Origin of the sequence: Klebsiella sp. K4, from assembly GCF_014596785.2 — a bacterium.
GTDB lineage: Bacteria > Pseudomonadota > Gammaproteobacteria > Enterobacterales > Enterobacteriaceae > Klebsiella > Klebsiella pneumoniae.
Genome location: NZ_CP115021.1, coordinates 511210 through 536556, shown reverse-complemented (window position 1 = coordinate 536556; position 25347 = coordinate 511210). Strand labels below are relative to the sequence as shown.

General features: G+C 56.6%; 24 protein-coding genes. 14 read left to right on the top strand and 10 right to left on the bottom strand.

Annotation, left to right across the window (positions count from 1 at the left end; genetic code table 11):
• Positions 1-113: 113 nt before the first annotated feature.
• The 5 genes from mlaB to mlaF are packed head-to-tail and all read right to left on the bottom strand — an operon-like array spanning position 114 to position 3213.
• On the bottom strand, positions 114-401 hold the full coding sequence (gene mlaB / locus IB144_RS02615) for a lipid asymmetry maintenance protein MlaB (RefSeq protein WP_004181416.1): 288 nt from the start codon (positions 399-401) through the stop codon (positions 114-116).
• Positions 401-1036: a phospholipid-binding protein MlaC gene (gene mlaC / locus IB144_RS02610; RefSeq protein WP_002918386.1), complete on the bottom strand. Its 636-nt coding sequence runs from the start codon at positions 1034-1036 to the stop codon at positions 401-403. The genes mlaB and mlaC overlap by 1 nt, the downstream gene beginning before the upstream one ends.
• 18 nt (positions 1037-1054) lie before the next feature.
• A complete protein-coding gene (mlaD, locus tag IB144_RS02605) occupies positions 1055-1606 on the bottom strand; it encodes an outer membrane lipid asymmetry maintenance protein MlaD (protein ID WP_002918387.1) in 552 nt (183 codons plus the stop codon).
• 4 nt (positions 1607-1610) lie between these two features.
• Positions 1611-2393, bottom strand: coding sequence for a lipid asymmetry maintenance ABC transporter permease subunit MlaE (mlaE, locus tag IB144_RS02600; RefSeq protein WP_004150949.1), 783 nt, complete (start codon positions 2391-2393; stop codon positions 1611-1613).
• Positions 2394-2400: 7 nt separating this feature from the next.
• Positions 2401-3213 carry a phospholipid ABC transporter ATP-binding protein MlaF gene (gene mlaF, locus IB144_RS02595; RefSeq protein ID WP_004150950.1) on the bottom strand — a complete coding sequence of 271 codons (813 nt, stop codon included), beginning with the start codon at positions 3211-3213 and terminating at the stop codon, positions 2401-2403.
• Between the two features lie 209 nt (positions 3214-3422).
• Here mlaF and IB144_RS02590 point away from each other — a divergent pair, with 209 nt between their 5' ends.
• The 11 genes from IB144_RS02590 to npr all read left to right on the top strand — a co-directional run bounded on the left by IB144_RS02590 (position 3423) and on the right by npr (position 11319).
• Complete coding sequence (locus IB144_RS02590; protein ID WP_002918397.1) at positions 3423-4400, top strand: calcium/sodium antiporter; 978 nt, start codon at positions 3423-3425, stop codon at positions 4398-4400.
• 14 nt (positions 4401-4414) lie between these two features.
• On the top strand, positions 4415-5401 hold the full coding sequence (kdsD, locus tag IB144_RS02585; protein ID WP_048290960.1) for an arabinose-5-phosphate isomerase KdsD: 987 nt from the start codon (positions 4415-4417) through the stop codon (positions 5399-5401).
• Between the two features lie 14 nt (positions 5402-5415).
• Positions 5416-5982, top strand: coding sequence for a 3-deoxy-manno-octulosonate-8-phosphatase KdsC (gene kdsC, locus IB144_RS02580; RefSeq protein ID WP_002918405.1), 567 nt, complete (start codon positions 5416-5418; stop codon positions 5980-5982).
• Positions 5979-6554 carry an LPS export ABC transporter periplasmic protein LptC gene (gene lptC / locus IB144_RS02575; RefSeq protein ID WP_002918413.1) on the top strand — a complete coding sequence of 192 codons (576 nt, stop codon included), beginning with the start codon at positions 5979-5981 and terminating at the stop codon, positions 6552-6554. Before kdsC ends, lptC begins: the two co-directional genes overlap by 4 nt.
• Positions 6523-7068: a lipopolysaccharide ABC transporter substrate-binding protein LptA gene (gene lptA / locus IB144_RS02570; RefSeq protein ID WP_002918415.1), complete on the top strand. Its 546-nt coding sequence runs from the start codon at positions 6523-6525 to the stop codon at positions 7066-7068. Before lptC ends, lptA begins: the two co-directional genes overlap by 32 nt.
• Before the next feature lie 6 nt (positions 7069-7074).
• On the top strand, positions 7075-7800 hold the full coding sequence (gene lptB / locus IB144_RS02565; protein ID WP_002918417.1) for an LPS export ABC transporter ATP-binding protein: 726 nt from the start codon (positions 7075-7077) through the stop codon (positions 7798-7800).
• A gap of 47 nt (positions 7801-7847) precedes the next feature.
• Positions 7848-9281 carry an RNA polymerase factor sigma-54 gene (rpoN, locus tag IB144_RS02560; RefSeq protein WP_002918420.1) on the top strand — a complete coding sequence of 478 codons (1434 nt, stop codon included), beginning with the start codon at positions 7848-7850 and terminating at the stop codon, positions 9279-9281.
• A gap of 22 nt (positions 9282-9303) precedes the next feature.
• A complete protein-coding gene (hpf, locus tag IB144_RS02555) occupies positions 9304-9591 on the top strand; it encodes a ribosome hibernation promoting factor (RefSeq protein ID WP_002918423.1) in 288 nt (95 codons plus the stop codon).
• A 70-nt stretch (positions 9592-9661) separates the two neighbouring features.
• Complete coding sequence (gene ptsN / locus IB144_RS02550; protein WP_004144926.1) at positions 9662-10150, top strand: PTS IIA-like nitrogen regulatory protein PtsN; 489 nt, start codon at positions 9662-9664, stop codon at positions 10148-10150.
• Between the two features lie 45 nt (positions 10151-10195).
• On the top strand, positions 10196-11050 hold the full coding sequence (gene rapZ, locus IB144_RS02545; protein ID WP_002918428.1) for an RNase adapter RapZ: 855 nt from the start codon (positions 10196-10198) through the stop codon (positions 11048-11050).
• The gene (npr, locus tag IB144_RS02540) at positions 11047-11319 is read left to right on the top strand and encodes a PTS phosphocarrier protein NPr (RefSeq protein ID WP_002918431.1); all 273 of its coding nucleotides are present in this window, start codon (positions 11047-11049) and stop codon (positions 11317-11319) included. Before rapZ ends, npr begins: the two co-directional genes overlap by 4 nt.
• A gap of 63 nt (positions 11320-11382) precedes the next feature.
• Here npr and mtgA read toward each other — a convergent pair whose 3' ends face one another.
• From mtgA to uxuA, 4 genes are all read right to left on the bottom strand, one after another.
• On the bottom strand, positions 11383-12108 hold the full coding sequence (mtgA, locus tag IB144_RS02535) for a monofunctional biosynthetic peptidoglycan transglycosylase (protein WP_004144927.1): 726 nt from the start codon (positions 12106-12108) through the stop codon (positions 11383-11385).
• Positions 12105-12758, bottom strand: a complete 654-nt coding sequence (gene elbB / locus IB144_RS02530; RefSeq protein WP_064174686.1) for an isoprenoid biosynthesis glyoxalase ElbB — start codon at positions 12756-12758, stop codon at positions 12105-12107. Before elbB ends, mtgA begins: the two co-directional genes overlap by 4 nt.
• Before the next feature lie 233 nt (positions 12759-12991).
• Positions 12992-15331: an aerobic respiration two-component sensor histidine kinase ArcB gene (gene arcB, locus IB144_RS02525; protein WP_002918444.1), complete on the bottom strand. Its 2340-nt coding sequence runs from the start codon at positions 15329-15331 to the stop codon at positions 12992-12994.
• A gap of 146 nt (positions 15332-15477) precedes the next feature.
• On the bottom strand, positions 15478-16542 hold the full coding sequence (gene uxuA, locus IB144_RS02520) for a mannonate dehydratase (RefSeq protein WP_102016853.1): 1065 nt from the start codon (positions 16540-16542) through the stop codon (positions 15478-15480).
• 296 nt (positions 16543-16838) lie between these two features.
• On the opposite strand from uxuA, the gene IB144_RS02515 reads away from it, so the two are divergent.
• Together IB144_RS02515 and IB144_RS02510 are read left to right on the top strand one after the other, a co-directional pair.
• A complete protein-coding gene (locus tag IB144_RS02515) occupies positions 16839-17855 on the top strand; it encodes a Zn-dependent oxidoreductase (protein ID WP_065888796.1) in 1017 nt (338 codons plus the stop codon).
• Between the two features lie 85 nt (positions 17856-17940).
• Complete coding sequence (locus IB144_RS02510) at positions 17941-19224, top strand: MFS transporter (protein WP_002918453.1); 1284 nt, start codon at positions 17941-17943, stop codon at positions 19222-19224.
• A 52-nt stretch (positions 19225-19276) separates the two neighbouring features.
• On the opposite strand, the gene IB144_RS02505 is transcribed toward IB144_RS02510, so the two are convergent.
• Positions 19277-20209 carry a TIGR01212 family radical SAM protein gene (locus IB144_RS02505; protein ID WP_002918455.1) on the bottom strand — a complete coding sequence of 311 codons (933 nt, stop codon included), beginning with the start codon at positions 20207-20209 and terminating at the stop codon, positions 19277-19279.
• Positions 20210-20882: 673 nt separating this feature from the next.
• Between IB144_RS02505 and gltB the strand changes: the two genes are divergently transcribed.
• On the top strand, positions 20883-25343 hold the full coding sequence (gene gltB, locus IB144_RS02500) for a glutamate synthase large subunit (protein ID WP_004144939.1): 4461 nt from the start codon (positions 20883-20885) through the stop codon (positions 25341-25343).
• Positions 25344-25347: the final 4 nt, after the last annotated feature.

Here is a 25347-nt window from a genome sequence, read left to right as displayed (position 1 = left end):
ACAGCCCAACATCTTAGAGGAAAGTGGCGCGGTCTTAAACAAGCAAAAAGCCCCGGCGAAAAGATTGCCAGGGCTTTCGGAATAGCTTCAGTGCTAAGGCACTGAAAAGATTATCAGATCAGATCGGCAGGCAGGTTGTAAAGACCGATCAGCGTTTGCAGGTTTTCGCTCTTGCCGACCAGCTGCGCTTCCCGGCCCTGACGGCGAATCAGCGCCACAAAATGCACTAACAGCGCCAGGCCCGCGGTGTCCACGCGCGTGGTCTGACTGAGATCGATGATCGCCGTTCCCGCCGTCGCCTGGGCGCGCGCCTCCCAGAGCGGGACCAGCAGATCCTGATCCAGCTCCCCGTGCAGCGCCAGCGTCTCGCCCTCGCGAGTCCAGCTCAGCTGCCCGCTCATTATTTTTTCTGTTCCAGGGTGATCGGCTGCGCAGAGATCGCTTTCAGCTGCGCGGTCAGGCCATCAACGCCCTTGGTGCGCAGCAGATCGCTCCACTCATTCTGTTTGGTGGTGATCATGCTCACCCCTTCCGCGATCATATCGTAGGCCTGCCAGTTGCCGGTCTGGGTATTTTTACGCCACTGGAAGTCAAGACGTACCGGCGGACGACCGTTCGGGTCGATGATAGTGACGCGGATCGGAACGATGGTTGCGCTGCCCAGCGGCTGCTCCGGAGCAATCTGGTAAGTCTGCCCATGGTACATCGCCAGCGCCTGACCGTAGGCCTGCTTCAGGTATTCACGGAAGGCGGCAAAATAGGCCTCACGCTGCGCAGGGGTCGCTTCTTTGTAATAGCGGCCCAGCACCAGCGCGCCGGCATATTTCACCTGTACATACGGCAATAACTCCTGGTCGACGATGTCGCGCAGATAGTTAGGATTAGCTTTAATCTTCGGCTGTTCATTCTTCAGGCGATCGAAGGTTTTCTGCGCCGCTTCATTCATTAGCTTATACGGATTGGACTGATCTGCGGCCTGGACGGCGGTCAGCGGGGCAATCACCAGCATGGCGACCATGAGTAAGCGTTTAAACATATCGTATTTCTCCTGAAATTAATGCGTCGTGCCGGCTGCCGGCGTCGCGTCAGTATGACCTTCTGCCTCGGCCTTATCATTGCCAGAATTCTGATTGTCGCCGCCCTTACTGTTATAAAGGAACTGACCAATCAGATCTTCCAGCACCATGGCGGACTTAGTGTCCTGGATAGTGCCGCCGTCTTTAAGGATAGTCGTCCCGAGGTCCGGATCTTCAAAACCGACGTTCAGCGCCAGGTACTGCTCGCCCAGCAGGCCAGAGGTGCGGATCGCCAACGAACTGGTATCCGGGATATGGTTGTAGCGCTCATCGATATCGAGCTCCACGCGTGGCAGATAGGTTTTCGGATCGAGCGTAATGTCCGCTACCCGCCCCACTACCACGCCGCCGATGCGCACCGGCGAGCGCGCCTTCAGGCCGCCGATGTTATCGAAAGTCGCATAAAGGCGATAAGTCGGCTCGGTGCGTAGCGAGGTGACGTTCGCCGCCTTCAGGCAGACAAACAGCGCCGCCAGCAGCGCCACCAGTAAGAACACCCCTACCCAGATTTCAGTTTTTTTCGTTTGCATGAACTCAATTCCCAAACATCAGCGCAGTCAGCACAAAATCCAGCCCCAGAACCGCCAGCGACGCATGCACCACGGTACGCGTTGTCGCCCGGCTAATCCCGGCGGAAGTGGGGATAGCGTCATAACCATTAAATAACGCAATCCAGGTTACCGTAATAGCGAACACCAGACTCTTAATCAGGCAGTTCACCAGATCCATTCGCCAGTCGACGGCATTTTGCATCGCGGTCCAGAAAAAACCACCGTCAATGCCTTTCCAGCTCACACCCACCAGCGCACCGCCCCAGATCCCTACCGCGACGAAGATAATCGTCAGCAGCGGCAGCGAAATGACACCGGCCCAGAAGCGTGGGGAAATGACGCGACGCAGCGGATCCACCGCCATCATCTCCATACTGGAGAGCTGTTCCGTGGCCCGCATCAGGCCAATCTCGGCGGTCAGCGCCGACCCGGCGCGGCCGGCAAACAGCAGCGCGGCGACCACCGGCCCCAGCTCACGCAGCAGCGACAGCGCCACCAGCATGCCAAGACTGGTCTCTGCGCTGTAGGTGGTTAACACCAGATACCCCTGCAGCCCGAGCACCATACCGATAAACAAGCCCGATACAATGATAATCAGCATCGACAGGACGCCGACGTTATAGAGTTGACGAACCAGCAGCGGCGCGTGCTTGCGAAACTCTGGTTTGCCGACAACGGCGTTGAAAAGCATTAATCCGGCGCGTCCAAACGTCGCGGTGGTTTTAATACCGCGATGACCTAGCGCGGCCAGCGCATTAAACAGCATGAGTCGCTCAACTCCCTATGCCTAATAAATCATGGTGATAGTCGCCAGCAGGATAACGGAACGGCACCGGACCGTCGGCAATACCATCAATGAACTGACGAACCCGAGGATCGGTATTCTCCCGTAGCGACTGGGCGCTACCGTGGGCGACAATCTTTTTATCCGCCACGATATACGCGTAGTCCGCGATGCTAAGCACCTCGGGCACATCGTGCGAAACCACGATGCAAGTGACACCCAGCGTGCTGTTGAGTTCAGAAATCAGCTTCACCAGCACGCCCATAGTGATGGGATCCTGCCCGACGAACGGTTCGTCGAACATAATCAGATCCGGCTCCAGGGCAATGGCTCTCGCCAGGGCGGCGCGGCGCGCCATCCCACCGGAAAGCTCAGAAGGCATTAACTTCGCCGCACCGCGTAGCCCCACCGCTTCCAGCTTCATCATCACCGTCGTATGCAGCAGCGCAGGCGGCAAATGCGTATGTTCGCGCAGCGGATAGGCAACGTTGTCAAAGACATTGAGATCGGTGAACAGCGCGCCGGACTGGAACAGCATGCTCATCCGCTTACGCACCGTATAAAGACGCGAACGCGTCATCTGCGGCACGTTCTCGCCATCAAACAGGATCTCTCCCCTGTCCGGCGGGATCTGGCCGCCGATCAGGCGTAACAGGGTAGTCTTGCCGATCCCCGAAGGTCCCATGATCGCAGTAATTTTACCGCGCGGCACCGACAGCGAGATGTCGTCGAAGATCACACGATCGCCGCGTGAAAAGCGGATACCGCGCACTTCAACTAAATTCGCCTGAGTTTGGCTCATAAAATCATCCTTACTAAACACCTGACGGGCAAGCATGGCCCTTTCTTGCGCCACAATCACAACATTTTTACAGAATCTTACCTGCACAGGTTAGCGAAAGCTGGCATTTGTTTTACTTTTGGCACACATAAAGTCAAAATTAAGAATTCGTTACGCTGCGTAGGGATAACCCAGCGAGGCGACGATTATACCTGAAGAAAGGACTTTAGATGCTCTTAGCGACGGCTCTGTTAATTATTGGTTTATTGCTGGTTGTCTACAGCGCCGATCGTCTGGTCTATGCCGCCTCCATCCTGTGTCGTATGTTGGGGATCCCGCCGCTGATCATCGGCATGACAGTGGTCAGTATCGGCACCAGCCTGCCTGAGATCATGGTCGCCACCGCGGCCTCGCTGCACGGGCAGACCGATCTGGCGGTCGGCACCGCGCTCGGATCTAATATCACCAATATCTTATTGATCCTCGGTCTCGCCGCCTTACTCAGGCCATTTACCGTGCATTCTGATATTCTGCGCCGCGAATTACCGCTAATGTTGCTGGTCAGCGTGCTGGCGGGACTGGTGCTCTACGATGGACAACTGACCCGTCTCGACGGGCTATTTTTACTGGCATTAGCGCTTCTGTGGCTGCTGTTCACCATCAAAATCGCTCGCCTGGCGGAGCGCCAGGGAAGCGATAGCCTGACCCGCGAACAGCTGGCGGAGCTGCCACGCGAAGGGTCGCTGCCGGTCGCCCTGCTCTGGTTAGGGGTAGCGATGATCGTCATGCCGATGGCGACCCGCATGGTGGTGGATAACAGTACAGTGCTGGCAAACTATTTCGCCATCAGCGAACTGACCGTCGGCCTGACGGTGGTGGCGATAGGCACCAGCCTGCCGGAGCTGGCCACCGCCATCGCCGGGGCGCGGAAAGGGGAAGATGATATTGCCATCGGCAATATCATCGGCGCCAATATCCTCAATATCGCACTGGTGCTGGGTTTACCGGCGCTGATCGCGCCGGGGAGCTTTGCGACCGAAGCCTTCACTCGCGATTATGGCGTGATGCTGCTGGTCAGCCTGATCTTCGCAGTGCTGTGCTGGCGCCGTCAGCAGCAGCCGGGACGACTGGTTGGCGCGCTGCTGGTCGGCGGCTTTGTGGTTTGGTTGGCGATGCTGTTTTGGACAGCACCGCTCTTCGTTGAATGATTCGGGATAACATCATGTCGCAAATAGATTTGCCCACGGATTTTGACTTTCAACAGGCAGGCCGTCAGGTGCTGGAAATTGAACGTGAAGGTCTGGCCCAGCTCGATCAATACATAAATGAAGACTTTACCCATGCCTGCGAAACGATTTTCCGCTGCGGCGGGAAAGTCGTGGTGATGGGGATGGGCAAATCCGGCCACATCGGCCGCAAAATGGCGGCAACCTTCGCCAGTACCGGCACCTCGGCATTTTTTGTCCACCCCGGCGAAGCGGCGCACGGTGATTTAGGTATGGTCACCCCGCAGGATGTGGTAATTGCGCTGTCGAACTCCGGCGAATCGAATGAAATCCTCGAGCTGATCCCGGTCCTCAAGCGCCAGCAGGTGAAGCTTATCTGTATCACCAGCCGGCCGGAGAGCAGCATGGCGCGCGCGGCGGATATCCATCTGTGCGTGAAAGTGCCGAAGGAGGCCTGCCCGTTAGGACTGGCGCCCACGTCGAGCACCACCGCCGCGCTGGTGATGGGTGATGCCCTCGCCGTCGCCCTGCTGGAAGCCCGCGGCTTTACCGCTGAGGATTTCGCCCTGTCGCATCCGGGCGGCGCACTCGGCCGTAAGCTGTTGCTGCGGGTCAATGATATTATGCATACCGGTGATGAAATCCCGCACGTCGGCCTGCAGGCGACCCTGCGCGATGCGCTGCTGGAAATCACGCGTAAAAATTTAGGCATGACCGCTATCTGCGATGACGATATGAACATCATCGGTATCTTTACCGACGGTGACCTGCGCCGGGTCTTCGATACCGGCGTTGATATGCGCGATGCCAGCATTGCCGACGTCATGACCCGGGGAGGTATCCGCATCCGCCCCGGCACTCTGGCGGTGGATGCGCTAAACCTGATGCAATCCCGTCATATCACCTGCGTGCTGGTTGCCGATGGCGACCATCTGCTGGGTGTGGTACATATGCACGATCTGCTGCGCGCGGGCGTAGTGTAAGTAAGGAAAAAATAATGAATAATGCTGATGCTCAGTTAGCGACCTGCTACGGGCCGGTAAGCCAGGCGTTTGTCGATCGCGCGGCGAAGATCCGTCTACTGATCCTTGATGTCGACGGTGTATTATCCGACGGGCTTATCTATATGGGTAATCACGGCGAGGAGCTGAAAGCGTTTAACGTCCGCGATGGCTATGGTATCCGCTGCGCGCTGACCTCGGGTATTGAAGTGGCGATTATTACCGGGCGAAAAGCTAAACTGGTAGAAGATCGCTGTCAGACGCTGGGCATCACGCATTTGTACCAGGGGCAGTCGGACAAGCTGCTGGCGTTCCGCGATCTGACGGACAAACTGCACGTGCGGCCGGAAGAAGTCGCCTACATCGGCGACGATCTGATTGACTGGCCGGTGATGGCCGAAGTGGGCCTTAGCGTCGCCGTCGCCGATGCGCATCCGCTGCTGCTACCGCGGGCGAATTATGTCACGCGAATTAACGGCGGACGCGGCGCGGTACGCGAAGTCTGCGATTTGTTACTATTGGCGCAGGGCAAGTTGGATGAGGCCAAAGGGCAATCAATATGAGTAAAACCAGACGTTGGGTTATCATTTTACTGTCGCTGCTCGCGCTGATCCTTATCGGCCTGAATCTGGCGAATACGGACGACACGGCCCAGCCGGAGGTCAATCCTAACGACCCTACGTATAAAAGCGAACATACCGACACCGTGGTATACAGTCCGGAAGGCGCCCTGAGCTATCGGCTGATTGCCGAGCACGTGGAATATTTTTCCGATCAGGAGGTCTCCTGGTTTACCAAACCGGTGATGACCACTTTTGATACTAACAAGGTGCCTACCTGGTCGGTCAGAGCAGACAAAGCGAAGCTGACGAATGACCGGATGCTCTATCTTTACGGGCACGTTGAGGTGAATGCGCTCGCGCCAGATTCTCAACTGCGCAAAATTACGACGGATAACGCCCAGATAAATCTGGTAACGCAGGACGTTACCTCCGATGACATGGTGACGTTATACGGCACCACATTTAATTCCAGCGGCCTGAAAATGCGTGGAAACCTTCGCAGCAAAAATGCCGAGCTGATTGAAAAGGTGAGAACCTCTTATGAAATTCAGAACAAACAAACTCAGCCTTAAGATTGCGCTCGCCGGCGCGTTACTGGCCGCCAGCCTGCCGGCCCTCGCTAAGACGGGCGATACCGATCAGCCGATCCATATCGAATCCGATCAGCAGTCGCTGGACATGCAGGGCAATGTCGTCACCTTCACCGGTAACGTGGTCGTGACCCAGGGGACGATCAAGATTAACGCTGATAAAGTGGTGGTCACCCGTCCGGGCAACGAGAAAGGCAAAGAGGTGATCGAAGGTTTCGGTAACCCGGCTACTTTCTATCAGATGCAGGATAACGGCAAGCCGGTAAAAGGCCGGGCGTCGAAAATGCGCTACGAGCTGCAGAACGATTACGTCGTGCTGACGGGCAACGCTTATCTGGAACAGCTCGACAGCAACATCAAGGGCGACAAGATCACCTATCTGGTGAAAGAGCAAAAAATGCAGGCCTTCAGCGACAAAGGTCGACGCGTCACCACCGTTCTGGTGCCGTCCGAGCTGCAGGATAAAAGCGGCAACCAGCAAAAGAAGAGTAACTAATCCGTTATGGCAACCTTAACTGCGAAGAATCTCGCTAAAGCGTATAAAGGCCGCCGCGTGGTGGAAGATGTCAGTCTCACCGTTAACTCGGGCGAGATTGTCGGCTTGCTCGGCCCGAACGGCGCCGGTAAAACGACCACCTTCTACATGGTGGTCGGGATTGTGCCCCGCGACGCAGGCAATATCATCATCGATGACGAAGACATCAGCCTGCTGCCGCTGCACGCGCGCGCGCGACGGGGCATCGGCTACCTGCCGCAGGAAGCGTCGATTTTCCGTCGCCTCAGCGTCTATGACAACCTGATGGCGGTCCTGCAGATCCGTGACGATCTAACCAGCGAACAACGGGAAGATCGCGCTAAAGAGCTGATGGAAGAGTTTCATATTGAGCACCTGCGCGACAGCCTCGGTCAGGCGCTCTCCGGTGGTGAACGCCGCCGCGTCGAAATCGCCCGCGCGCTGGCGGCGAATCCGAAATTTATTCTTCTGGATGAACCCTTTGCCGGCGTGGATCCGATCTCCGTTATCGATATTAAACGCATCATTGAGCACCTGCGCGACAGCGGTCTCGGCGTTCTGATTACCGACCATAACGTCCGTGAGACCCTCGCGGTCTGCGAACGCGCGTATATTGTCAGTCAGGGACACCTTATCGCTCATGGTACACCGCAGCAGATCCTCGAAGATGAGCAGGTTAAGCGCGTGTATCTTGGGGAAGACTTCAGACTCTGATAGGGTAGAGGTTACAGACGTTTTAGCCGGAGATATTTACCCTGAACATGAAGCAAGGTTTGCAATTAAGGCTTAGCCAACAGCTTGCCATGACGCCGCAGCTGCAGCAGGCGATTCGTTTGCTGCAGTTGTCCACGTTAGAACTCCAGCAAGAGCTCCAGCAAGCGCTGGAAAGTAACCCGTTGCTTGAGCAAACCGATCTTCACGACGAGGTAGAGGCAAAAGAGGTGGAGGACCGCGAGTCCCTCGATACCGTCGATGCGCTTGAGCAAAAAGAGATGCCCGACGAACTGCCTCTCGATGCCAGCTGGGATGAAATCTATACCGCTGGCACGCCGTCGGGTAACGGCGTCGACTATCAGGACGACGAGCTTCCCGTCTATCAAGGCGAGACCACCCAGACGCTGCAGGACTATCTGATGTGGCAGGTTGAGCTGACGCCTTTCACCGACACCGACCGCGCTATTGCCACCTCTATCGTCGACGCCGTCGACGATACGGGCTACCTCACGATTCAGATTGAAGATATTGTCGACAGCATCGGCGATGACGAGATCGGCCTGGAGGAGGTGGAAGCGGTCCTCAAGCGAATCCAGCGTTTTGATCCGGTTGGCGTCGCAGCGAAAGATCTGCGCGACTGCCTGCTGATCCAGCTGTCGCAATTTGCTAAAGAGACGCCGTGGCTGGAAGAGGCCCGGCTGATTATCAGCGACCATCTTGATCTGCTGGCCAACCATGATTTCCGCACTCTAATGCGAGTCACCCGCCTGAAAGAAGAGGTGCTTAAAGAGGCGGTCAATCTGATCCAGTCCCTGGATCCTCGCCCTGGCCAGTCCATTCAGACCAGCGAACCGGAATATGTCATCCCGGATGTGCTGGTGCGCAAGGTGAGCGGCCGCTGGACCGTCGAGCTCAACGCCGACAGCATTCCACGGTTGAAAATAAATCAGCAGTATGCGGCAATGGGCAACAGCGCCCGCAATGACGCCGACGGCCAGTTCATTCGCAGCAATCTGCAGGAAGCCCGCTGGCTGATTAAAAGTCTGGAAAGCCGCAACGATACCCTGCTGCGCGTCAGCCGCTGCATCGTAGAGCAGCAGCAGGCTTTTTTCGAACAGGGTGAAGAGTATATGAAGCCGATGGTGCTGGCCGATATCGCCCAGGCCGTCGAGATGCATGAATCGACGATTTCCCGTGTCACCACGCAAAAATATCTGCACAGTCCGCGCGGTATTTTTGAACTGAAGTATTTCTTCTCCAGCCATGTGAATACCGAAGGCGGAGGCGAAGCCTCGTCGACGGCGATTCGCGCGCTGGTGAAGAAGCTCATCGCCGCGGAAAACCCCGCGAAGCCGTTGAGCGACAGTAAGCTCACCTCCATGCTGTCCGAGCAGGGTATTATGGTGGCGCGCCGCACTGTCGCGAAGTACAGAGAGTCTTTATCCATCCCGCCGTCAAACCAGCGTAAACAACTGGTCTGACATAACCGATAAGGAAGACACTATGCAGCTCAACATTACAGGACACAACGTCGAAATTACGCCTGCGATGCGCGAATTCGTTACGGCGAAGTTCAGCAAGCTGGAGCAATTTTTCGACCGGATCAATCAGGTCTATATTGTGTTAAAAGTAGAGAAAGTGACGCAAATTGCGGACGCGAATCTGCATGTCAACGGTGGCGAAATCCATGCCAGTGCGGAAGGGCAGGATATGTATGCGGCTGTCGATGGTCTTATCGACAAGCTGGCAAGACAGTTAACGAAGCACAAAGATAAACTAAAACAACACTAATTGTCCGGGCCCCCTTGCGCCCGCCGCTGGATATCATCGGCGACGGGCGCGGGGGCGCTCAGGTGAAATTATGATGAACAACGATTCGGCTCTACAACTGAGCAACGTCCTGAACCAGGAATGTACCCGTAGCCAGGTGCACTGCCAGAGCAAGAAGCGTGCTCTGGAAATCATCAGCGAACTGGCCGCCAAACAGTTAAGTTTGCCGCCGCAGGTGGTGTTCGAAGCGATCCTCACCCGCGAAAAAATGGGCAGTACCGGGATCGGCAATGGTATCGCCATTCCCCACGGAAAACTGGAAGAGGATACGCTGCGTGCTGTCGGCGTTTTTGTCCAGCTGGAAACCCCCATCGCCTTCGACGCGATCGACAATCAGCCTGTCGACCTGCTGTTCGCGCTGCTGGTGCCGGCCGACCAGACAAAAACTCACCTGCATACGCTCTCCCTGGTGGCCAAACGGCTGGCGGACAAAGCGATTTGTCGTCGCCTGCGCGCGGCGCAGAGCGATGAAGAGTTGTATGAGATCATCACCGAAGCAGGAAGCAGCGATGACGCATAACGGCAGTCGCACCTTATCCTTTATCGTACTGAGGAGAAACGGTACATGGTACTGATGATCGTCAGCGGCCGCTCGGGCTCGGGGAAATCCGTCGCTCTGCGAGCGCTGGAAGATATGGGCTTTTACTGCGTGGATAACCTGCCGGTCGTGCTGCTGCCTGACCTGGCGCGGTCGCTGGCTGACCGCAATATCTCCGCGGCCGTCAGCATCGACGTGCGTAACATGCCGGAATCCCCGGAGATCTTCGAGCAGGCGATGCAGAATCTGCCGGAATGTTTTTCTCCGCAGCTGCTGTTCCTTGATGCCGACCGCAATACCCTGATCCGCCGGTACAGCGATACCCGTCGCCTGCACCCGCTCTCCAGCAAGAATCTGTCGCTGGAAAGCGCCATCGACGAAGAGAGCGATCTGCTGGAGCCCCTGCGCTCCCGCGCCGATCTGATCGTCGATACGTCGGAAATGTCGGTGCATGAGTTGGCCGAGATGCTGCGTACCCGACTGCTGGGTAAACGCGAGCGTGAACTGACGATGGTCTTCGAATCCTTCGGCTTCAAGCACGGTATTCCGATCGATGCCGATTACGTCTTTGACGTGCGCTTTCTGCCCAACCCGCACTGGGATCCGAAACTGCGTCCAATGACCGGCCTGGATAAACCAGTGGCCGCCTTCCTCGATCGGCACACTGAAGTGCACAACTTTATTTATCAGACCCGAAGCTATCTTGAGCTATGGTTACCGATGCTGGAGACCAACAATCGCAGCTATCTGACGGTGGCCATTGGCTGTACCGGCGGTAAACATCGTTCGGTTTATATTGCTGAACAACTGGCTGACTACTTCCGCTCGCGCGGCAAGAACGTGCAGTCTCGTCATCGGACGCTGGAAAAACGTAAATCATGACCGTAAAGCAGACCGTTGAAATCACCAATAAGCTGGGCATGCACGCCCGCCCGGCGATGAAGCTGTTCGAACTGATGCAGAATTTCGATGCCGAAGTACTGCTGCGCAACGATGAAGGCACGGAGGCGGAAGCCAACAGCGTGATTGCCCTGCTGATGCTGGACTCGGCGAAAGGGCGACAGATAGAGGTGGAGGCCAGCGGTCCGCAGGAAGTTGAAGCCCTCGCCGCGGTGATTGCCCTGTTTAACGCTGGCTTTGACGAAGACTAAACGTGACGCTTCCCGGCGACGGACGACTGGCGACTGTACCAGCCCCGGCGCCGGAGTAACCTGCTAATAGAGCTTATGCTCGCGCATGAACCCTTCCCCGCCCAGCTGTCGCATCTGGCGTAAGATCCAGGCCTGACGACTGCGCACATAGCCTGACGGCGCATCGGCGCGATAGCGGATCGGGTTCGGCAGCACCGCGGCCAGCAGAGCCGCTTCCCCCGGCGTCAGCTGACTGGCGGGTTTATGAAAATAGCGCTGGGCGGCCGCTTCCACACCAAATATCCCATCGCCGAACTCGGCAATATTCAGGTAGACGGTCAGGATCCGCTTTTTACTCCACACGGTTTCGATCCCGACAGTCAGCCCGGCTTCCAGCCCCTTACGCAGCCAGCTGCGGCCATCCCATAAAAACAGGTTTTTCGCCGTCTGCTGCGACAGCGTTGACGCGCCGCGGATGCGGGTCTCGTGACGTTCATTGTGCGCCAGCGCTTTCTCAATCGCCGACACGTCGAACCCCCAGTGTTCCGGGAACTTCTGATCTTCGGCGGCAATCACCGCCAGCCCCATCCATGGGGAGATTTTATCCATAGCGACCCAGTCGGAATGCGCCAGATAATGGAAATCGCCGGACAGCCAGGCGCTCACCTGCCGCTCAAGCATCACCGCCGAAAACGGCACCGGCAGCACGCTAAACAGCGCGATCCCCCCGCCCCAGAAAACGGCGGCGATCAGCAGCAGACGCAATGCCAGACGTTTCAGCAGCGCAAAGGGCGCAATGCGGAGCCTCATGCGCTCAGCGCCAGCACGCGGGCCACCAGCTTCTCAATTCCGGTGGCGGCTTGCGCAATGTTCTCCGCCAGCATATACGCCGGAGTGGTGACCACTTTGTTGTCTTCATCCACCACGATGTCGTCGACCGGGCAAGGCACGTGCTCTGCCCCCATCTCTTCCACCACATCGGCGGTATCAAGATCGGTCCCAATGGTTATCCGCAGCGGAAACGCAAAGATTTTCGGCAGCATCGCCGGGGCAATGCACATAAAGCCCAGCGGCTTGCCGGTCTGATGCATCGCCAGCGCCAGGGCCCGCAGATCGGGATCCACCTGGCATTCGCTGCCCTCGGCGGCGAAGCTGCTAAGATTTTTCGCCGCGCCGAAGCCGCCAGGGACGATCAGCGCGTCCAGCGTCTCCGCACGCGCCTGCGCCAGCGGCAGGATGTCGCCGCGGGCGATACGCGCTGCTTCCACCAGCACATTGCGCTGCTCTGGCATCGCCTCCCCGGTTAGATGGTTGATGACATCGCGCTGCGGTTTATCGGGCGCAAAGCACACTGCCTGCGCGCCGTTGCGCGCGATCGCCAGCAGGGTAATCACCGCCTCATGGATTTCACTGCCGTCGTACACGCCGCAGCCGCCCAGTACCACACCAATTTTTTTCATCGCTTTCGCTCCTCCATGCAACTCGCTGAAACCAGTCAAAAATGTCGATTAACTCGCTATGCTTCACATATTTTACTGATTCATGTAACAAATTAGTTAAGCTTTGCTATCTTAATGAGCGAGCAATCCACTTCTTCGGTTGCGCCACGTAACAACATCACTCAAACAACACTGGCTCAACCACCAGTTCCCTGGTGTTGGCGCAGTATTCGCGCACCCCGGTCTGTCCGGGGTCATTTTTTGCTGGCTTTCGCCACCCACGCCTTCAGTACCGCTACATCGTTTTGCCACTCGGATTTCATCTCTTCAACCCATTCAGCGACATTATCAGACCAGGCAGGCAGATCCGGAGTCTGGATCTGCTGGCCCAGCTGCTGGATGTGGCGCAGTCCGATAGAACCGGCCGCCCCTTTGATCTTATGTCCCTCTTCGACAATCCCTTTTTGGTCGCGGGCGGTCAGATTAGACTCCAGAACGGACATGTAGCCCGGCATCATCTTCTCAAACACCGCGAGACCATCGTTGATAAGCTTCGGTCCCACCAGCTCGATATATTGCTCCAGCATATCGGTATCCAGCACCGCGTCGGCTTTATGCAGATCGGCCGCCGGCGCTTCCTGCGCTTCCTCATCCGGTGCATCCCAGAATTTCTTGATCATGGCCGTTAGCGCTGGCACCGATAGCGGCTTACTCAATACATCGTCCATCCCGGCGTCGAGATACTCTTTCTTATTCTTCAGCACGTTGGCGGTGAGGGCGACCAGCGGCGGTAGCTCGTCAGCGGCAAAGCGCTGTTTCAGTTCACGGGAAATATCCAGTCCGGTCATGTCCGGTAACTGAATATCCAACAGCACAAGGTCATATTCGCCTGGCTCAAACATCTCCAGCGCGGCTTTCCCGGTCATCGCCACATCAACGCTGTTACCCAGTTTTTCCAGCACTGAACGGGCCACAATAACGTTGAGCTCAATGTCCTCAACCAGCAGCACGTTGAGCGCCGGTAATGGCATGTCGTCTTCCGCCAGCGTATCTTCCACTTCTTCCGCAATGGCAGGCGCATGGACGGTAAGCGTAAAGGTCGCCCCTTTACCCGGCTGGCTGGTAACGCTGATATCACCGCCCATATTACGCGCCAGGCGTCGCGAGACGGCGAGACCAATCCCGGTTCCGGTGGCCGGTTTGCCGCCGTGGCTGTCTTTGACCTGGTAATACATGGCGAAAATTTTGTCCTGTTCCGCTTCAGGAATACCAATTCCGGAGTCTTCCACTTCGAAGTGCAGGATATCGCCTTCGTCATAGCGCACGCGGACGTTTACCCCTCCGCCCTGCGGGGTAAACTTCACGGCGTTACTGATAAGATTCCACAGGATCTGCCGCAGGCGGGTCCCATCCGTGATTACCTTATGCGGCAGCGGCAGGCTCGGCTCCAGCACAAAGCGCAGCCCCTTCTGCTGTGCCTGCAGGCCGGATAGGTTTTCAAGGTCGGCAAGGAAGCTGGTGAAGTCCACCGGCTGGTTATCGAGCTGCACCTTACGGCGCTCCATTTTGTCCATGTCGATAATATCATTGAAGATATTCCCCAGCGTCACCGCCGAGACATGGATAGTTTTCAGGTATTTTTCCTGCTCGCTGGTCAGCTCGGTATCCAGCAAAATTCGGCTCAGCCCGACGATCCCGTTTAGCGGGGTACGCAGCTCATGACTGATGGTGGAAATAAAGGTGGTTTTATCCCGGCTGGCGCGCTCAAGAGCGTCCTGATAGCGTTTACGTTCGGTGATATCGCGGCCGAAGCCCATCAGGCCGCGACGCTTACCGACGCGATCGTAGTAGGGGACCTTGCGGATTTCAAAGCACGCTTTGCGGCCATCGGGATAGTCCAGCCACTGCTCATAGGTCAGCGATACATTATGGCGGAACACCTTCTCGTCGGTCTCCAGTACCTTTTCCGCCGCCTCTTCGCTATAGACGTCCTGCGGTTTGAGGTGGATCAGCTGTTTCTCGCTTTTGCCGGTCAGCAGCTCCATCGCCCGGTTACAGCCTGAAAACTCCTTATCCTCATTGCGATAGAAGACCAGGTCCGGGGAAGCATCAAGGAAAGAGCGCAGAAAGGAGGATTGCTGTTCGAGCTGGATCTGCGTCTCTTCACGCTCTTTCATCTCAATCTTCAACTGCTCGAGGGTGGTTTCGCGCTCGGCTTCCGCTTTTTCACGTTCGCCAATCTCCTGATTCAACTGCGCGATGTTATCTTTCAGTTGGACGTTCAACTTTAGATCGCGCTCACGCATCTCCTCCAGCTTGTCCACCAGCCGCGAAAGACGCTGACGGGACTCTTCGAGCTGCTCCACCACCACCGAGAGAAAGTAGACCGCCCAAGGCGTGATCAGCAGGCCAAAGAAGATAGAGCGGATAACGTCGATACTTTCAACCTGGCCATGCAGCACCATGGTAACCGCCATCTGTACCACGATGGCCAGCACCACCAGCGCAAGAGCCAACAGCATCGAAAAGCGGACCAGACCCAGCTTCATCATCAGGTCGACATAATACTGCGCCAGCATACGAATTTGCTTCATAGGGGATTCCTTCACGACAACTCCGCACAATAATACTCAATTCTGAGCAATGCGCTGTAAGTTGTGCAAAAAATGCGGGCAGGAGTCGATACGGCGGCCGGCCGCTGAGGCGAACCAGCCGCAAAAGAGGGGGATCAGAAGAGGGATTAACGCTTGCTTAACGCCTCCCAGAGTCCTTTCAGGTAGGTCACGCCGAGGGCGCGGTCGAACAGGCCATAGCCCGGCCGTCCGGTCTCTCCCCAGATAAAGCGACCATGATCCGGGCGAATATAGCCGTCGAATCCGTTGTCATACAGCGCTTGCATCACTTTGTACATATCCAGGGAGCCGTACTCTGACGGATGGGCGCACTCGTAAAAGTCTTTATCCTGCATCAGCTTTATATTGCGGACGTGGGCAAAATGAATTCGCTTACGCCGCGTAAATTCGGCCAGGATGGCGTACACGTCATTATCAGGATCTTCGGCAATCGAGCCGGTGCAGAGCGTAATGCCGTTGGCGGGTGAATCGACGGCCCGGCAGATCCAGTCCAGATCGTCGCGGTTTTTGACCACCCGCGGCAGGCCAAAAATGGAGTACGGCGGGTCGTCCGGGTGGATCGCCATTTTCACCCCAACCTCTTCGCAAACCGGGATCACCGTCTGCAGAAAATAAACCAGGTTCTCCCGCAGCTTCTGATCATCCACCGCGCTATATTTGGCAAACAGGGTCTGCACCTCCGCCAGCCGTTCCGGCTCCCAGCCCGGCAAGGCGAAGCCGTTTGAATTCTCAAGCACCTCCTTCACCACGTCTTCCAGCCGCTTATCGATATCTTTCTTCTCAAACGCCATCGTCAGCGAGCCATCCGGCAGGACGTAGTTCATATCCGTCTTCATCCAGTCGAAAACCGGCATGAAGTTATAGCAGATGACTTTAACGCCAAAGCGGGCAAGGTTGCGGATGGTCTGCTGGTAGTTGGCAATATAGCGGTCACGGGTAGGTAGGCCGATTTTGATGTCGTCATGGATGTTGACGCTCTCGATCACCTCCATTTTCAGGCCTGCGGCATGGGCCTGACCGACCAGACGCTCAATTTTATCCACCGGCCATACTTCGCCCACCGCGACGTCGTAGAGCGCGCCGACCACCCCCTCAACGCCAGGCACCTGGCGAATATGTTCTAATGAAATCTTGTCTTCCTCTGGTCCAAACCAGCGCATTGTCATCTGCATTGTCTTCACCTGCTCAACTTAGTTTAACTTACCCTACTACCATACCAGTAATCATAGATGATTGAGCGTTGGCTGTCGTGATAGCGATCACATTCCTGCCGACCGGCTCGCCAGCGGTGAATGCGTCGGCGCATTCATAATTTTTTTCAATTTATTTCAATAGATTAATCATGCCATGGCTTTTTCTGCCGAGCTTTCTCAAATGTGATCCAGGCCTGATTATGATCTTTTGCATACTTGTATGGTAATAAAAGTAGCGTAATTTGTTCAGAAAAAAGACAATGGAAGGAATCAAAATGAGAAGCGTCGTCGTCAAAGAGCCAGGCCAACTGAACATTGAATCACGTCCGGTTCCAGTTCCGGGCGCCCATGAAGTACGGGTGAAAATTGCTTTTGCCGGGATCTGTGGTTCCGATGTACACATCTATCACGGCCACAACCCTTTCGCGAAATATCCCCGCGTCATCGGCCATGAATTCTATGGCATCATCGACGCCGTCGGCGAGCAGGTATCTCCGGCACGCATCGGCGAGCGTGTCGCGGTGGACCCCGTTGTCAGCTGCGGCCATTGTTATCCTTGCTCGGTAGGAAGGCCGAATGTCTGTACGCAGCTCCAGGTCATAGGAGTTCACCGCGACGGGGGATTTAGCGACTATGCCTGCGTGCCGGCGAAAAATGCCTGGCGCATCCCCGAGGCTATCAGCGACCGTCAGGCAACGATGGTTGAGCCTTTTACCATCGCGGCAAATATTACCGCCCAGCTGCAGCCCACGGCGCAAGATATTGCCCTGGTTTACGGCGCTGGCCCGATGGGGCTGACAATCATTCAGGCGCTAAAGGGGGTATATGGCGTTAAGCAGGTGATCGTCGTGGATCGCATTGCCGAACGTCTGCAGATGGCCCGGGAAAACGGCGCCGATCTGACGCTCGATAACACTGACCAGCTGCTCGGGGAACAGCTGGCGCAGCGGCAGCTTGCCCCCACGCTGGTCATTGATGCCGCCTGCCACCCGGCGATCCTGCAGGAAGCCATTCTCCTCGCCTCCCCCGCCGCCCGCATCGGTATACTCGGTTTCTCCGGCGAGGCCTCAACCCTCACTCAGCAAAGCATCACCAGTAAAGAAATTTCTATTTTCTCCTCCCGGCTGAACAGCGGGCGTTTTCCGCTGGTCATCGACTGGATGGAGAAAGGCCTTATTCGTCCGGAGGCGTTAATCACCCATTGTATGCCGCTGGAGCAGGTGAAAGAGGCCATGGAGATTTTTGCTAACGACCGTAAGACCTGCTGCAAAGTGCTGCTGCAGCTGGGTTAAACCGGCATCGTATAGAATAACGGCCGACGGATATCTGCATATCCGCCGCGCCTGATATAAATAATATAATGAGCATGGTGTTATCATGGGAAAAAATATCCGCTGGATTATCGTCCTGTTATTATTTTTAGTATATATGATAAATTATCTTGACCGGGTGGCATTATCCATTACGGTCCCGATGATTGAAAAGGACCTTGCACTTAACGCTGAACAGTTCGGCATTATTTTCGGCAGCTTTTTCTTCGGCTACGCGGTATTTAATTTTATTGGCGGTTTGGCCGTGGATAAGTTTGGCGCAACGCTGGTAATGGGCCTGGCGGTCGGTCTGTGGTCGCTGTTTTGCGGCTTAACCGCGGTAGCCACCGGCTTTTATTCCATGCTGGTGCTGCGGGTGCTTTTCGGGATGGCGGAAGGCCCGATCTGCGCATCGGCGAACAAGATGATCAACGGCTGGTTTCCTAAAAAGCAAGCGGCTACCGCCGTCGGCTTTCTCAGCGCAGGCTCTCCGCTGGGCGGCGCGGTCGCCGGCCCCATCGTCGGTTACCTGGCCCTGGCATTCGGCTGGCGCCCGGCTTTTATGATTATTTTCGCTATCGGTATTGTATGGATGATAGCGTGGTTTTTCATTGCCGCTAATTCGCCCGAAAAGCACAAAAAAGTCAGCCAGGAAGAACTTAAGCTGATTAATAAAATGAAAGAAGAAGAAGTCGCGCTGGAAACAATAGAAAATCAAACAGCTCACTCGCTGGGTTATTATTTGAAACAGCCAATTATTCTGGTAACGGCCTTTGCCTTCTTCTGCTACAACTATATTCTGTTTTTCTTTCTCAGCTGGTTCCCGTCCTATCTGGTACAACAGCACCATCTGGATATTAAACAGATGAGCCTTACCACTATGATCCCATGGATAGTCGGCTTTGTCGGTCTGGCGCTTGGGGGCTATATTTCCGATAAAATTTTTAAACTCACCGGGCGCCTGCTGCTGTCGCGCAAAATTGTGCTGGTGGTATGCCTGCTGATGGCCGCTATCTGCGTGGGACTGGCGGGTACCGTCAGCAGCGTCGTGCCTGCCGTTCTGCTGATGTCGGTCTCCATCTTTTTCCTCTATGTAACCGGGGCGATCTACTGGGCGATTATCCAGGACGTGGTGCATAAATCCCGCGTCGGCGGCGCCAGCGGCTTTATCCATCTTATCGGCAGCGTCTCCGGCATCGTGGGGCCGATTGTTACCGGCTATATCGTGCAGTCTACTGGTAAATTTGACAGCGCTTTCGTTCTCGCCGGCACTATCGCCGCGCTTGGCGCCCTGCTGGTGCTGTTCGTGATCAAAACTCCGCGTGTGACGATGAAAGCCAGCCAGGCATAAATGGCAGGAGCGCGATGTCCGCGCATTGTTCCGGACATCACGCTCGTACTTCTCACTCAGCCTGGGGAGCAACCCAGCTACGGCCCAGCGCCGAGCCCTGAGCGCCCTGCTGATTCAGATAACGATCCAGTTCAACCATGCCGGTCCAGCGATTTTCACACCACAGCGGCGCCAACAGCGTGGGCCGACGGGCGCTGGCGGAAATACGGTGGTAGATCACCTCCGGCGGCGTATGGCGGATCATCTCTCCAGCGGTGACGGTATACGCCTCCAGCTCAATGCCATCGAGACGCCCGGCCTGCCACGCTTTGGCCATAATGCTGCCTTTCACAATATGCAGTGGATGCAATTTGATCCCATCCACGCCGGTCGCCACTACCTGCTCCAGCGTCTGCAGACAATGCCCCTGGCTCTCTCCGGGCAGACCGACGATCAGATGCGCACAGACTTTCAGGCCCCGCTCTCGCGCCAGGCGCGCGGTACGCTGATAACAGGCGAAATCGTGTCCACGGTTAATGCGATGCAGGGTCTTATCATGAGCAGTTTGCAGCCCCAGCTCCAGCCATACCTCATACCCTTGCTGATGGTATTCACTCAGCAGGTCAAGGACCGCCTGCGGAACGCAGTCCGGGCGGGTGCCGACGCACAGGCCAACGATATTTGCGGCACTGACGGCCTGACGATACATTGAACGGAGCACCTGTACTTCAGCGAAGGTGCTGGTGTAGGCCTGAAAATAGGCCAGATAGCGCTTCGCCCGGTTGACGAGCTGCGCCTGATGAGCGAGCTGTTCGGCGATAGAGCGATGCTGCTGCGCCTCATCGGCAAACGATGCCACGTTACAGAAAGTGCAACCGCCGCGGCCCAGCGTGCCGTCGCGGTTTGGGCAGCTAAAACCGCCGTGCAGCGTTAGCTTATGGACCTTTTCGCCATAGCGACGCATAAGATCCCCACCAAACATATTGACTAATTTCTGTAACTGCATAATCTGATAGACCGCCCTCAACAAAGGGGGCCAAGCCTGCCACTTTTCGTCACCGACGGCGATGACCTGGATCAATCGTCAGCGCGGCGACCAACCCTATTGCATAAACAATCAAGATTACTGCAATTTCATTCAACCACCAGGTGATGAGTTTTCCTTATATTTTATCTTCGCATTGCCCTAATCTGCTTTCTGGTAAAAAACGGTATTAATGTCCAGTAGTTAAATATATTGCAGTCAAATATGCTAATAATGAAATATATTTCAGCGCATATTGGTAATGCAAAGCCGCGTGCACAGTGAGACAGATCACACTAGCCGCACCACCAGCAGGCGTATTCAAAGCATAAAAATTGCCATTATTTTCTTTAATAACAATTAGTTAACTTGTGTATAGCACATTTTTGTATTAATAAGATTGCCATTTGACGTAAGTGTGGATTCCCGATAAGTTGGGAATCCGCTGGAAGCTTTCTGGATGAGCACTCTGCTCATCATATTTATGCAGTAATTGAGATTCCCTCTTAACAGCAAGTCCTCAAACTTGTGTACCGATGCGAAAAGGATTTAAAGAGGGCGAATGCGAGGTGTAAACCCCGTCGCCATGCTCTTTCTGTGCCTGTGCGCAATCGGTATCGGAGGGTGTCCGTAGAGCCTGGGGAGGTTCACTGATATGTTGTACGACAAATCCCTTGAGAGGGATAACTGTGGTTTCGGCCTGATCGCCCACATAGAAGGCGAACCTAGCCACAAGGTAGTGCGAACCGCAATACACGCACTGGCCCGCATGCAGCACCGTGGCGCAATCCTTGCCGATGGTAAAACCGGCGACGGTTGCGGTCTGCTGCTGCAAAAACCCGATCGTTTCTTCCGCATCGTTGCCGAAGAGCGCGGCTGGCGTTTAGCCAAAAACTACGCCGTTGGGATGCTGTTCCTGAATAAAGATCCTGAGCTGGCTAAAGCGGCGCGCCGCATCGTTGAAGAAGAACTTCAGCTTGAGACCCTGTCGATTGTCGGCTGGCGCGATGTGCCGACCAACGAAGGCGTGCTCGGTGAAATCGCCCTCTCCTCGCTGCCCCGTATTGAGCAAATCTTTGTCAACGCCCCGGCTGGCTGGCGCCCGCGCGATATGGAGCGCCGTCTGTTTATTGCGCGTCGTCGCATTGAAAAACGTCTGCAGGAAGACAAAGATTTCTACGTTTGTAGCTTGTCCAATCTGGTCAACATCTATAAAGGTCTGTGTATGCCGGCGGATTTGCCGCGCTTCTACCTGGACCTCGCGGACCTGCGCCTGGAGTCGGCTATCTGCCTGTTCCACCAGCGCTTCTCCACCAACACCGTACCACGCTGGCCGTTGGCGCAGCCGTTCCGCTACCTGGCGCACAACGGTGAAATTAACACCATTACCGGCAACCGCCAGTGGGCCCGCGCCCGTACCTATAAGTTCCAGACCCCGCTGATCCCTGACCTGCACGACGCCGCGCCGTTCGTTAACGAAACCGGCTCCGACTCCAGTTCTATGGACAACATGCTGGAGCTGCTGCTGGCCGGCGGGATGGACATCGTGCGCGCCATGCGTCTGCTGGTGCCGCCAGCCTGGCAGAACAACCCGGATATGGATCCGGAGCTGCGTTCGTTCTTCGACTTTAACTCCATGCATATGGAGCCGTGGGACGGCCCGGCGGGCATCGTCATGTCAGATGGCCGCTACGCGGCCTGTAACCTCGACCGTAACGGTCTGCGCCCGGCGCGCTACGTCATTACCAAAGATAAGCTCATCACCTGCGCCTCCGAAGTCGGCATCTGGGATTACCAGCCTGACGAAGTGGTCGAGAAAGGCCGCGTGGGCCCGGGCGAGCTGATGGTTATCGATACCCGTGCCGGACGCATTCTGCACTCAGCGGAAACCGATGACGATCTGAAGAGCCGCCACCCGTATAAAGAGTGGATGGAGAAAAACGTTCGTCGCCTGGTGCCGTTCGAAGATCTGCCAGACGAAGAGGTTGGCAGCCGCCAACTGGATGACGACACGCTCGCCAGCTACCAGAAACAGTTTAACTACAGCGCGGAAGAGCTGGACTCCGTCCTGCGCGTGCTCGGCGAAAATGGCCAGGAAGCAGTCGGTTCGATGGGCGATGACACGCCTTTCGCCGTGCTCTCCAGCCAGCCGCGCATTATCTACGATTACTTCCGTCAGCAGTTCGCCCAGGTGACTAACCCGCCGATCGACCCGCTGCGCGAAGCGCACGTCATGTCGCTGGCTACCAGCATCGGCCGCGAAATGAACGTCTTCTGCGAAGCGGAAGGCCAGGCGCATCGTCTGAGCTTCAAATCGCCGATCCTGCTGTACTCCGATTTTAAACAGCTGACGACGATGGAAGAAGAGCACTATCGCGCCGACGTCCTCGATATCACGTTCAACCCGGCAGAGGCCTCCCTCAGCGAGACGGTGAAAGCGCTGTGCGATAAAGCGGAGCAAATGGTGCGCGACGGCACCGTGCTGCTGGTGCTCTCTGACCGCAACATCGCCAAAGACCGTCTGCCGGTACCGGCGCCGATGGCCGTTGGCGCGATCCAGACCCGTCTGGTCGATAAAAGCCTGCGCTGCGATGCCAACATCATCGTTGAAACCGCCAGCGCCCGCGATCCGCACCACTTCGCCGTGCTGCTCGGCTTTGGGGCGACGGCTATCTATCCATACCTCGCCTACGAAACGCTGGCGAAGCTGGTCGACAGCAAAGCCATCGATAAACCGTACCGTGCGGTGATGCTGAACTATCGCAACGGTATCAACAAAGGTCTGTATAAGATCATGTCCAAGATGGGGATCTCGACCATCGCCTCCTACCGCTGCTCGAAGCTGTTCGAAGCGGTCGGTCTGCATCGCGATGTCTCCGATCTCTGCTTCCAGGGCGTGGTCAGCCGCATCGGCGGCGCCAGCTTCGACGACTTCCAGCAGGATCTGCTGAATCTGTCGAAACGCGCCTGGCTGGCGCGTAAGCCGCTGGCCCAGGGCGGTTTGCTGAAATATGTGCACGGCGGCGAATATCATGCCTACAACCCGGACGTGGTGCGCACCCTGCAGCAGGCCGTGCAGAGCGGCGAATACAGCGATTATCAACAATACGCGAAATTGGTTAACGAACGTCCAGCGGCCACGCTGCGCGACCTGCTGGCGCTCAACCCAGGCGAAGACGCTATCAGCATCGACGAAGTAGAGCCGGCGAAGGAGCTGTTTAAACGCTTCGATACCGCGGCGATGTCGATCGGCGCCCTGAGCCCGGAAGCGCACGAGTCGCTGGCGGAAGCGATGAACAGCATCGGCGGCTTCTCCAACTCCGGTGAAGGCGGTGAAGACCCGGCGCGCTACGGCACTAATAAAGTGTCGCGCATCAAGCAGGTCGCGTCCGGCCGCTTCGGCGTCACGCCAGCCTACCTGGTCAATGCCGACGTCATCCAGATCAAAGTCGCCCAGGGGGCGAAACCGGGTGAAGGTGGCCAGCTGCCGGGTGATAAAGTCACCCCGTACATCGCTAAACTGCGCTATTCAGTACCGGGCGTCACGCTGATTTCCCCGCCGCCGCACCACGATATCTACTCTATCGAGGATCTGGCGCAGCTGATTTTCGACCTCAAGCAGGTCAATCCGAAAGCGATGATTTCGGTCAAACTGGTTTCTGAGCCGGGCGTTGGCACCATCGCCACCGGCGTGGCCAAAGCCTATGCCGACCTGATCACCATCGCCGGCTACGACGGCGGCACCGGGGCGAGCCCGCTCTCTTCGGTGAAATATGCCGGCTGTCCGTGGGAGCTCGGCCTGGTGGAAACCCAGCAGGCGCTGGTCGCTAACGGTCTGCGTCATAAGATCCGTCTGCAGGTGGATGGCGGCCTGAAAACCGGTCTTGATATCATCAAAGCGGCGATCCTCGGCGCGGAGAGCTTCGGTTTCGGTACCGGCCCGATGGTCGCGCTGGGCTGTAAATACCTGCGTATTTGCCACCTGAACAACTGCGCTACCGGCGTGGCGACCCAGGATGACAAACTGCGTAAGAATCACTATCACGGTCTGCCGTTCAAAGTGACCAACTACTTTGAATTTATCGCCCGTGAGACCCGCGAGCTGATGGCCCAGCTGGGCGTCAAGCGTCTGGTGGATCTGATTGGCCGCACCGATCTGCTCAAAGAGCTGGATGGGTTCACCGCCAAGCAGCAGAAACTGGATCTGGGTAAACTGCTGGAGACCGCAGAGCCGCATCCGGGCAAAGCGCTGTACTGCACCGAGAACAACCCACCGTTCGATAACGGCGTGCTCAACGCCCAGCTGCTGCAGCAGGCGAAACCGTACGTGGATGAAAAGCAGAGCAAGACGTTCTGGTTTGATATCCGTAACACCGACCGCTCCGTGGGGGCCTCGCTGTCCGGGTATATCGCCCAGACCCATGGCGACCAGGGACTGGCGGGCGACCCGATCGTCGCTCACTTTAGCGGCACCGCGGGCCAGAGCTTCGGCGTGTGGAACGCCGGCGGCGTGGAACTGCATCTGACTGGCGACGCCAACGACTACGTCGGGAAAGGCATGGCGGGCGGTCTGCTGGCCATTCGTCCGCCGGTGGGCTCTGCGTTCCGCAGCCATGAAGCCAGTATTATCGGCAACACCTGCCTGTACGGCGCGACCGGTGGTCGTCTGTACGCCGCAGGCCGCGCGGGCGAGCGTTTCGCCGTGCGTAACTCCGGCGCCATCACCGTGGTGGAAGGCATCGGCGACAACGGCTGCGAATATATGACCGGCGGCATCGTCTGCGTGCTCGGAAAAACCGGCGTCAACTTTGGCGCAGGGATGACCGGCGGCTTTGCCTATGTCCTGGATGAAGATGGCGACTTCCGCAAACGCGTGAACCCGGAGCTGGTGGAAGTGCTGGACGTTGATTCTCTGGCCATCCATGAAGAGCACCTGCGCGGTTTAATCACCGAGCACGTACAGCTTACCGGTTCGCAACGCGGCGAAGAGATCCTCGCCAACTGGCCGGCCTTCTCCGCGAAGTTTGCGCTGGTTAAACCAAAGTCCAGCGATGTTAAAGCACTGTTGGGTCACCGTAGTCGTTCCGCAGCTGAGCTGCGGGTGCAGGCGCAGTAAGGGG

Excerpts from the sequence above, each read along its gene's own strand:
- hpf (WP_002918423.1), top strand. The coding sequence starts at position 9,304 with ATGCAGCTCAACATTACAGGACACAACGTCGAAATTACGCCTGCGATG.
- IB144_RS02510 (WP_002918453.1), top strand. The coding sequence starts at position 17,941 with ATGGGAAAAAATATCCGCTGGATTATCGTCCTGTTATTATTTTTAGTA.
- IB144_RS02505 (WP_002918455.1), bottom strand. The coding sequence starts at position 20,209 with ATGCAGTTACAGAAATTAGTCAATATGTTTGGTGGGGATCTTATGCGT.
- kdsC (WP_002918405.1), top strand. The coding sequence starts at position 5,416 with ATGAATAATGCTGATGCTCAGTTAGCGACCTGCTACGGGCCGGTAAGC.
- mlaF (WP_004150950.1), bottom strand. The coding sequence starts at position 3,213 with ATGAGCCAAACTCAGGCGAATTTAGTTGAAGTGCGCGGTATCCGCTTT.
- IB144_RS02590 (WP_002918397.1), top strand. The coding sequence starts at position 3,423 with ATGCTCTTAGCGACGGCTCTGTTAATTATTGGTTTATTGCTGGTTGTC.
- mtgA (WP_004144927.1), bottom strand. The coding sequence starts at position 12,108 with ATGAGGCTCCGCATTGCGCCCTTTGCGCTGCTGAAACGTCTGGCATTG.
- ptsN (WP_004144926.1), top strand. The coding sequence starts at position 9,662 with ATGATGAACAACGATTCGGCTCTACAACTGAGCAACGTCCTGAACCAG.
- mlaD (WP_002918387.1), bottom strand. The coding sequence starts at position 1,606 with ATGCAAACGAAAAAAACTGAAATCTGGGTAGGGGTGTTCTTACTGGTG.
- rpoN (WP_002918420.1), top strand. The coding sequence starts at position 7,848 with ATGAAGCAAGGTTTGCAATTAAGGCTTAGCCAACAGCTTGCCATGACG.
- mlaE (WP_004150949.1), bottom strand. The coding sequence starts at position 2,393 with ATGCTGTTTAATGCGCTGGCCGCGCTAGGTCATCGCGGTATTAAAACC.
- gltB (WP_004144939.1), top strand. The coding sequence starts at position 20,883 with ATGTTGTACGACAAATCCCTTGAGAGGGATAACTGTGGTTTCGGCCTG.
- mlaC (WP_002918386.1), bottom strand. The coding sequence starts at position 1,036 with ATGTTTAAACGCTTACTCATGGTCGCCATGCTGGTGATTGCCCCGCTG.
- kdsD (WP_048290960.1), top strand. The coding sequence starts at position 4,415 with ATGTCGCAAATAGATTTGCCCACGGATTTTGACTTTCAACAGGCAGGC.
- lptB (WP_002918417.1), top strand. The coding sequence starts at position 7,075 with ATGGCAACCTTAACTGCGAAGAATCTCGCTAAAGCGTATAAAGGCCGC.
- mlaB (WP_004181416.1), bottom strand. The coding sequence starts at position 401 with ATGAGCGGGCAGCTGAGCTGGACTCGCGAGGGCGAGACGCTGGCGCTG.
- IB144_RS02515 (WP_065888796.1), top strand. The coding sequence starts at position 16,839 with ATGAGAAGCGTCGTCGTCAAAGAGCCAGGCCAACTGAACATTGAATCA.
- lptA (WP_002918415.1), top strand. The coding sequence starts at position 6,523 with ATGAAATTCAGAACAAACAAACTCAGCCTTAAGATTGCGCTCGCCGGC.
- elbB (WP_064174686.1), bottom strand. The coding sequence starts at position 12,758 with ATGAAAAAAATTGGTGTGGTACTGGGCGGCTGCGGCGTGTACGACGGC.
- arcB (WP_002918444.1), bottom strand. The coding sequence starts at position 15,331 with ATGAAGCAAATTCGTATGCTGGCGCAGTATTATGTCGACCTGATGATG.
- lptC (WP_002918413.1), top strand. The coding sequence starts at position 5,979 with ATGAGTAAAACCAGACGTTGGGTTATCATTTTACTGTCGCTGCTCGCG.
- uxuA (WP_102016853.1), bottom strand. The coding sequence starts at position 16,542 with ATGCAGATGACAATGCGCTGGTTTGGACCAGAGGAAGACAAGATTTCA.
- rapZ (WP_002918428.1), top strand. The coding sequence starts at position 10,196 with ATGGTACTGATGATCGTCAGCGGCCGCTCGGGCTCGGGGAAATCCGTC.
- npr (WP_002918431.1), top strand. The coding sequence starts at position 11,047 with ATGACCGTAAAGCAGACCGTTGAAATCACCAATAAGCTGGGCATGCAC.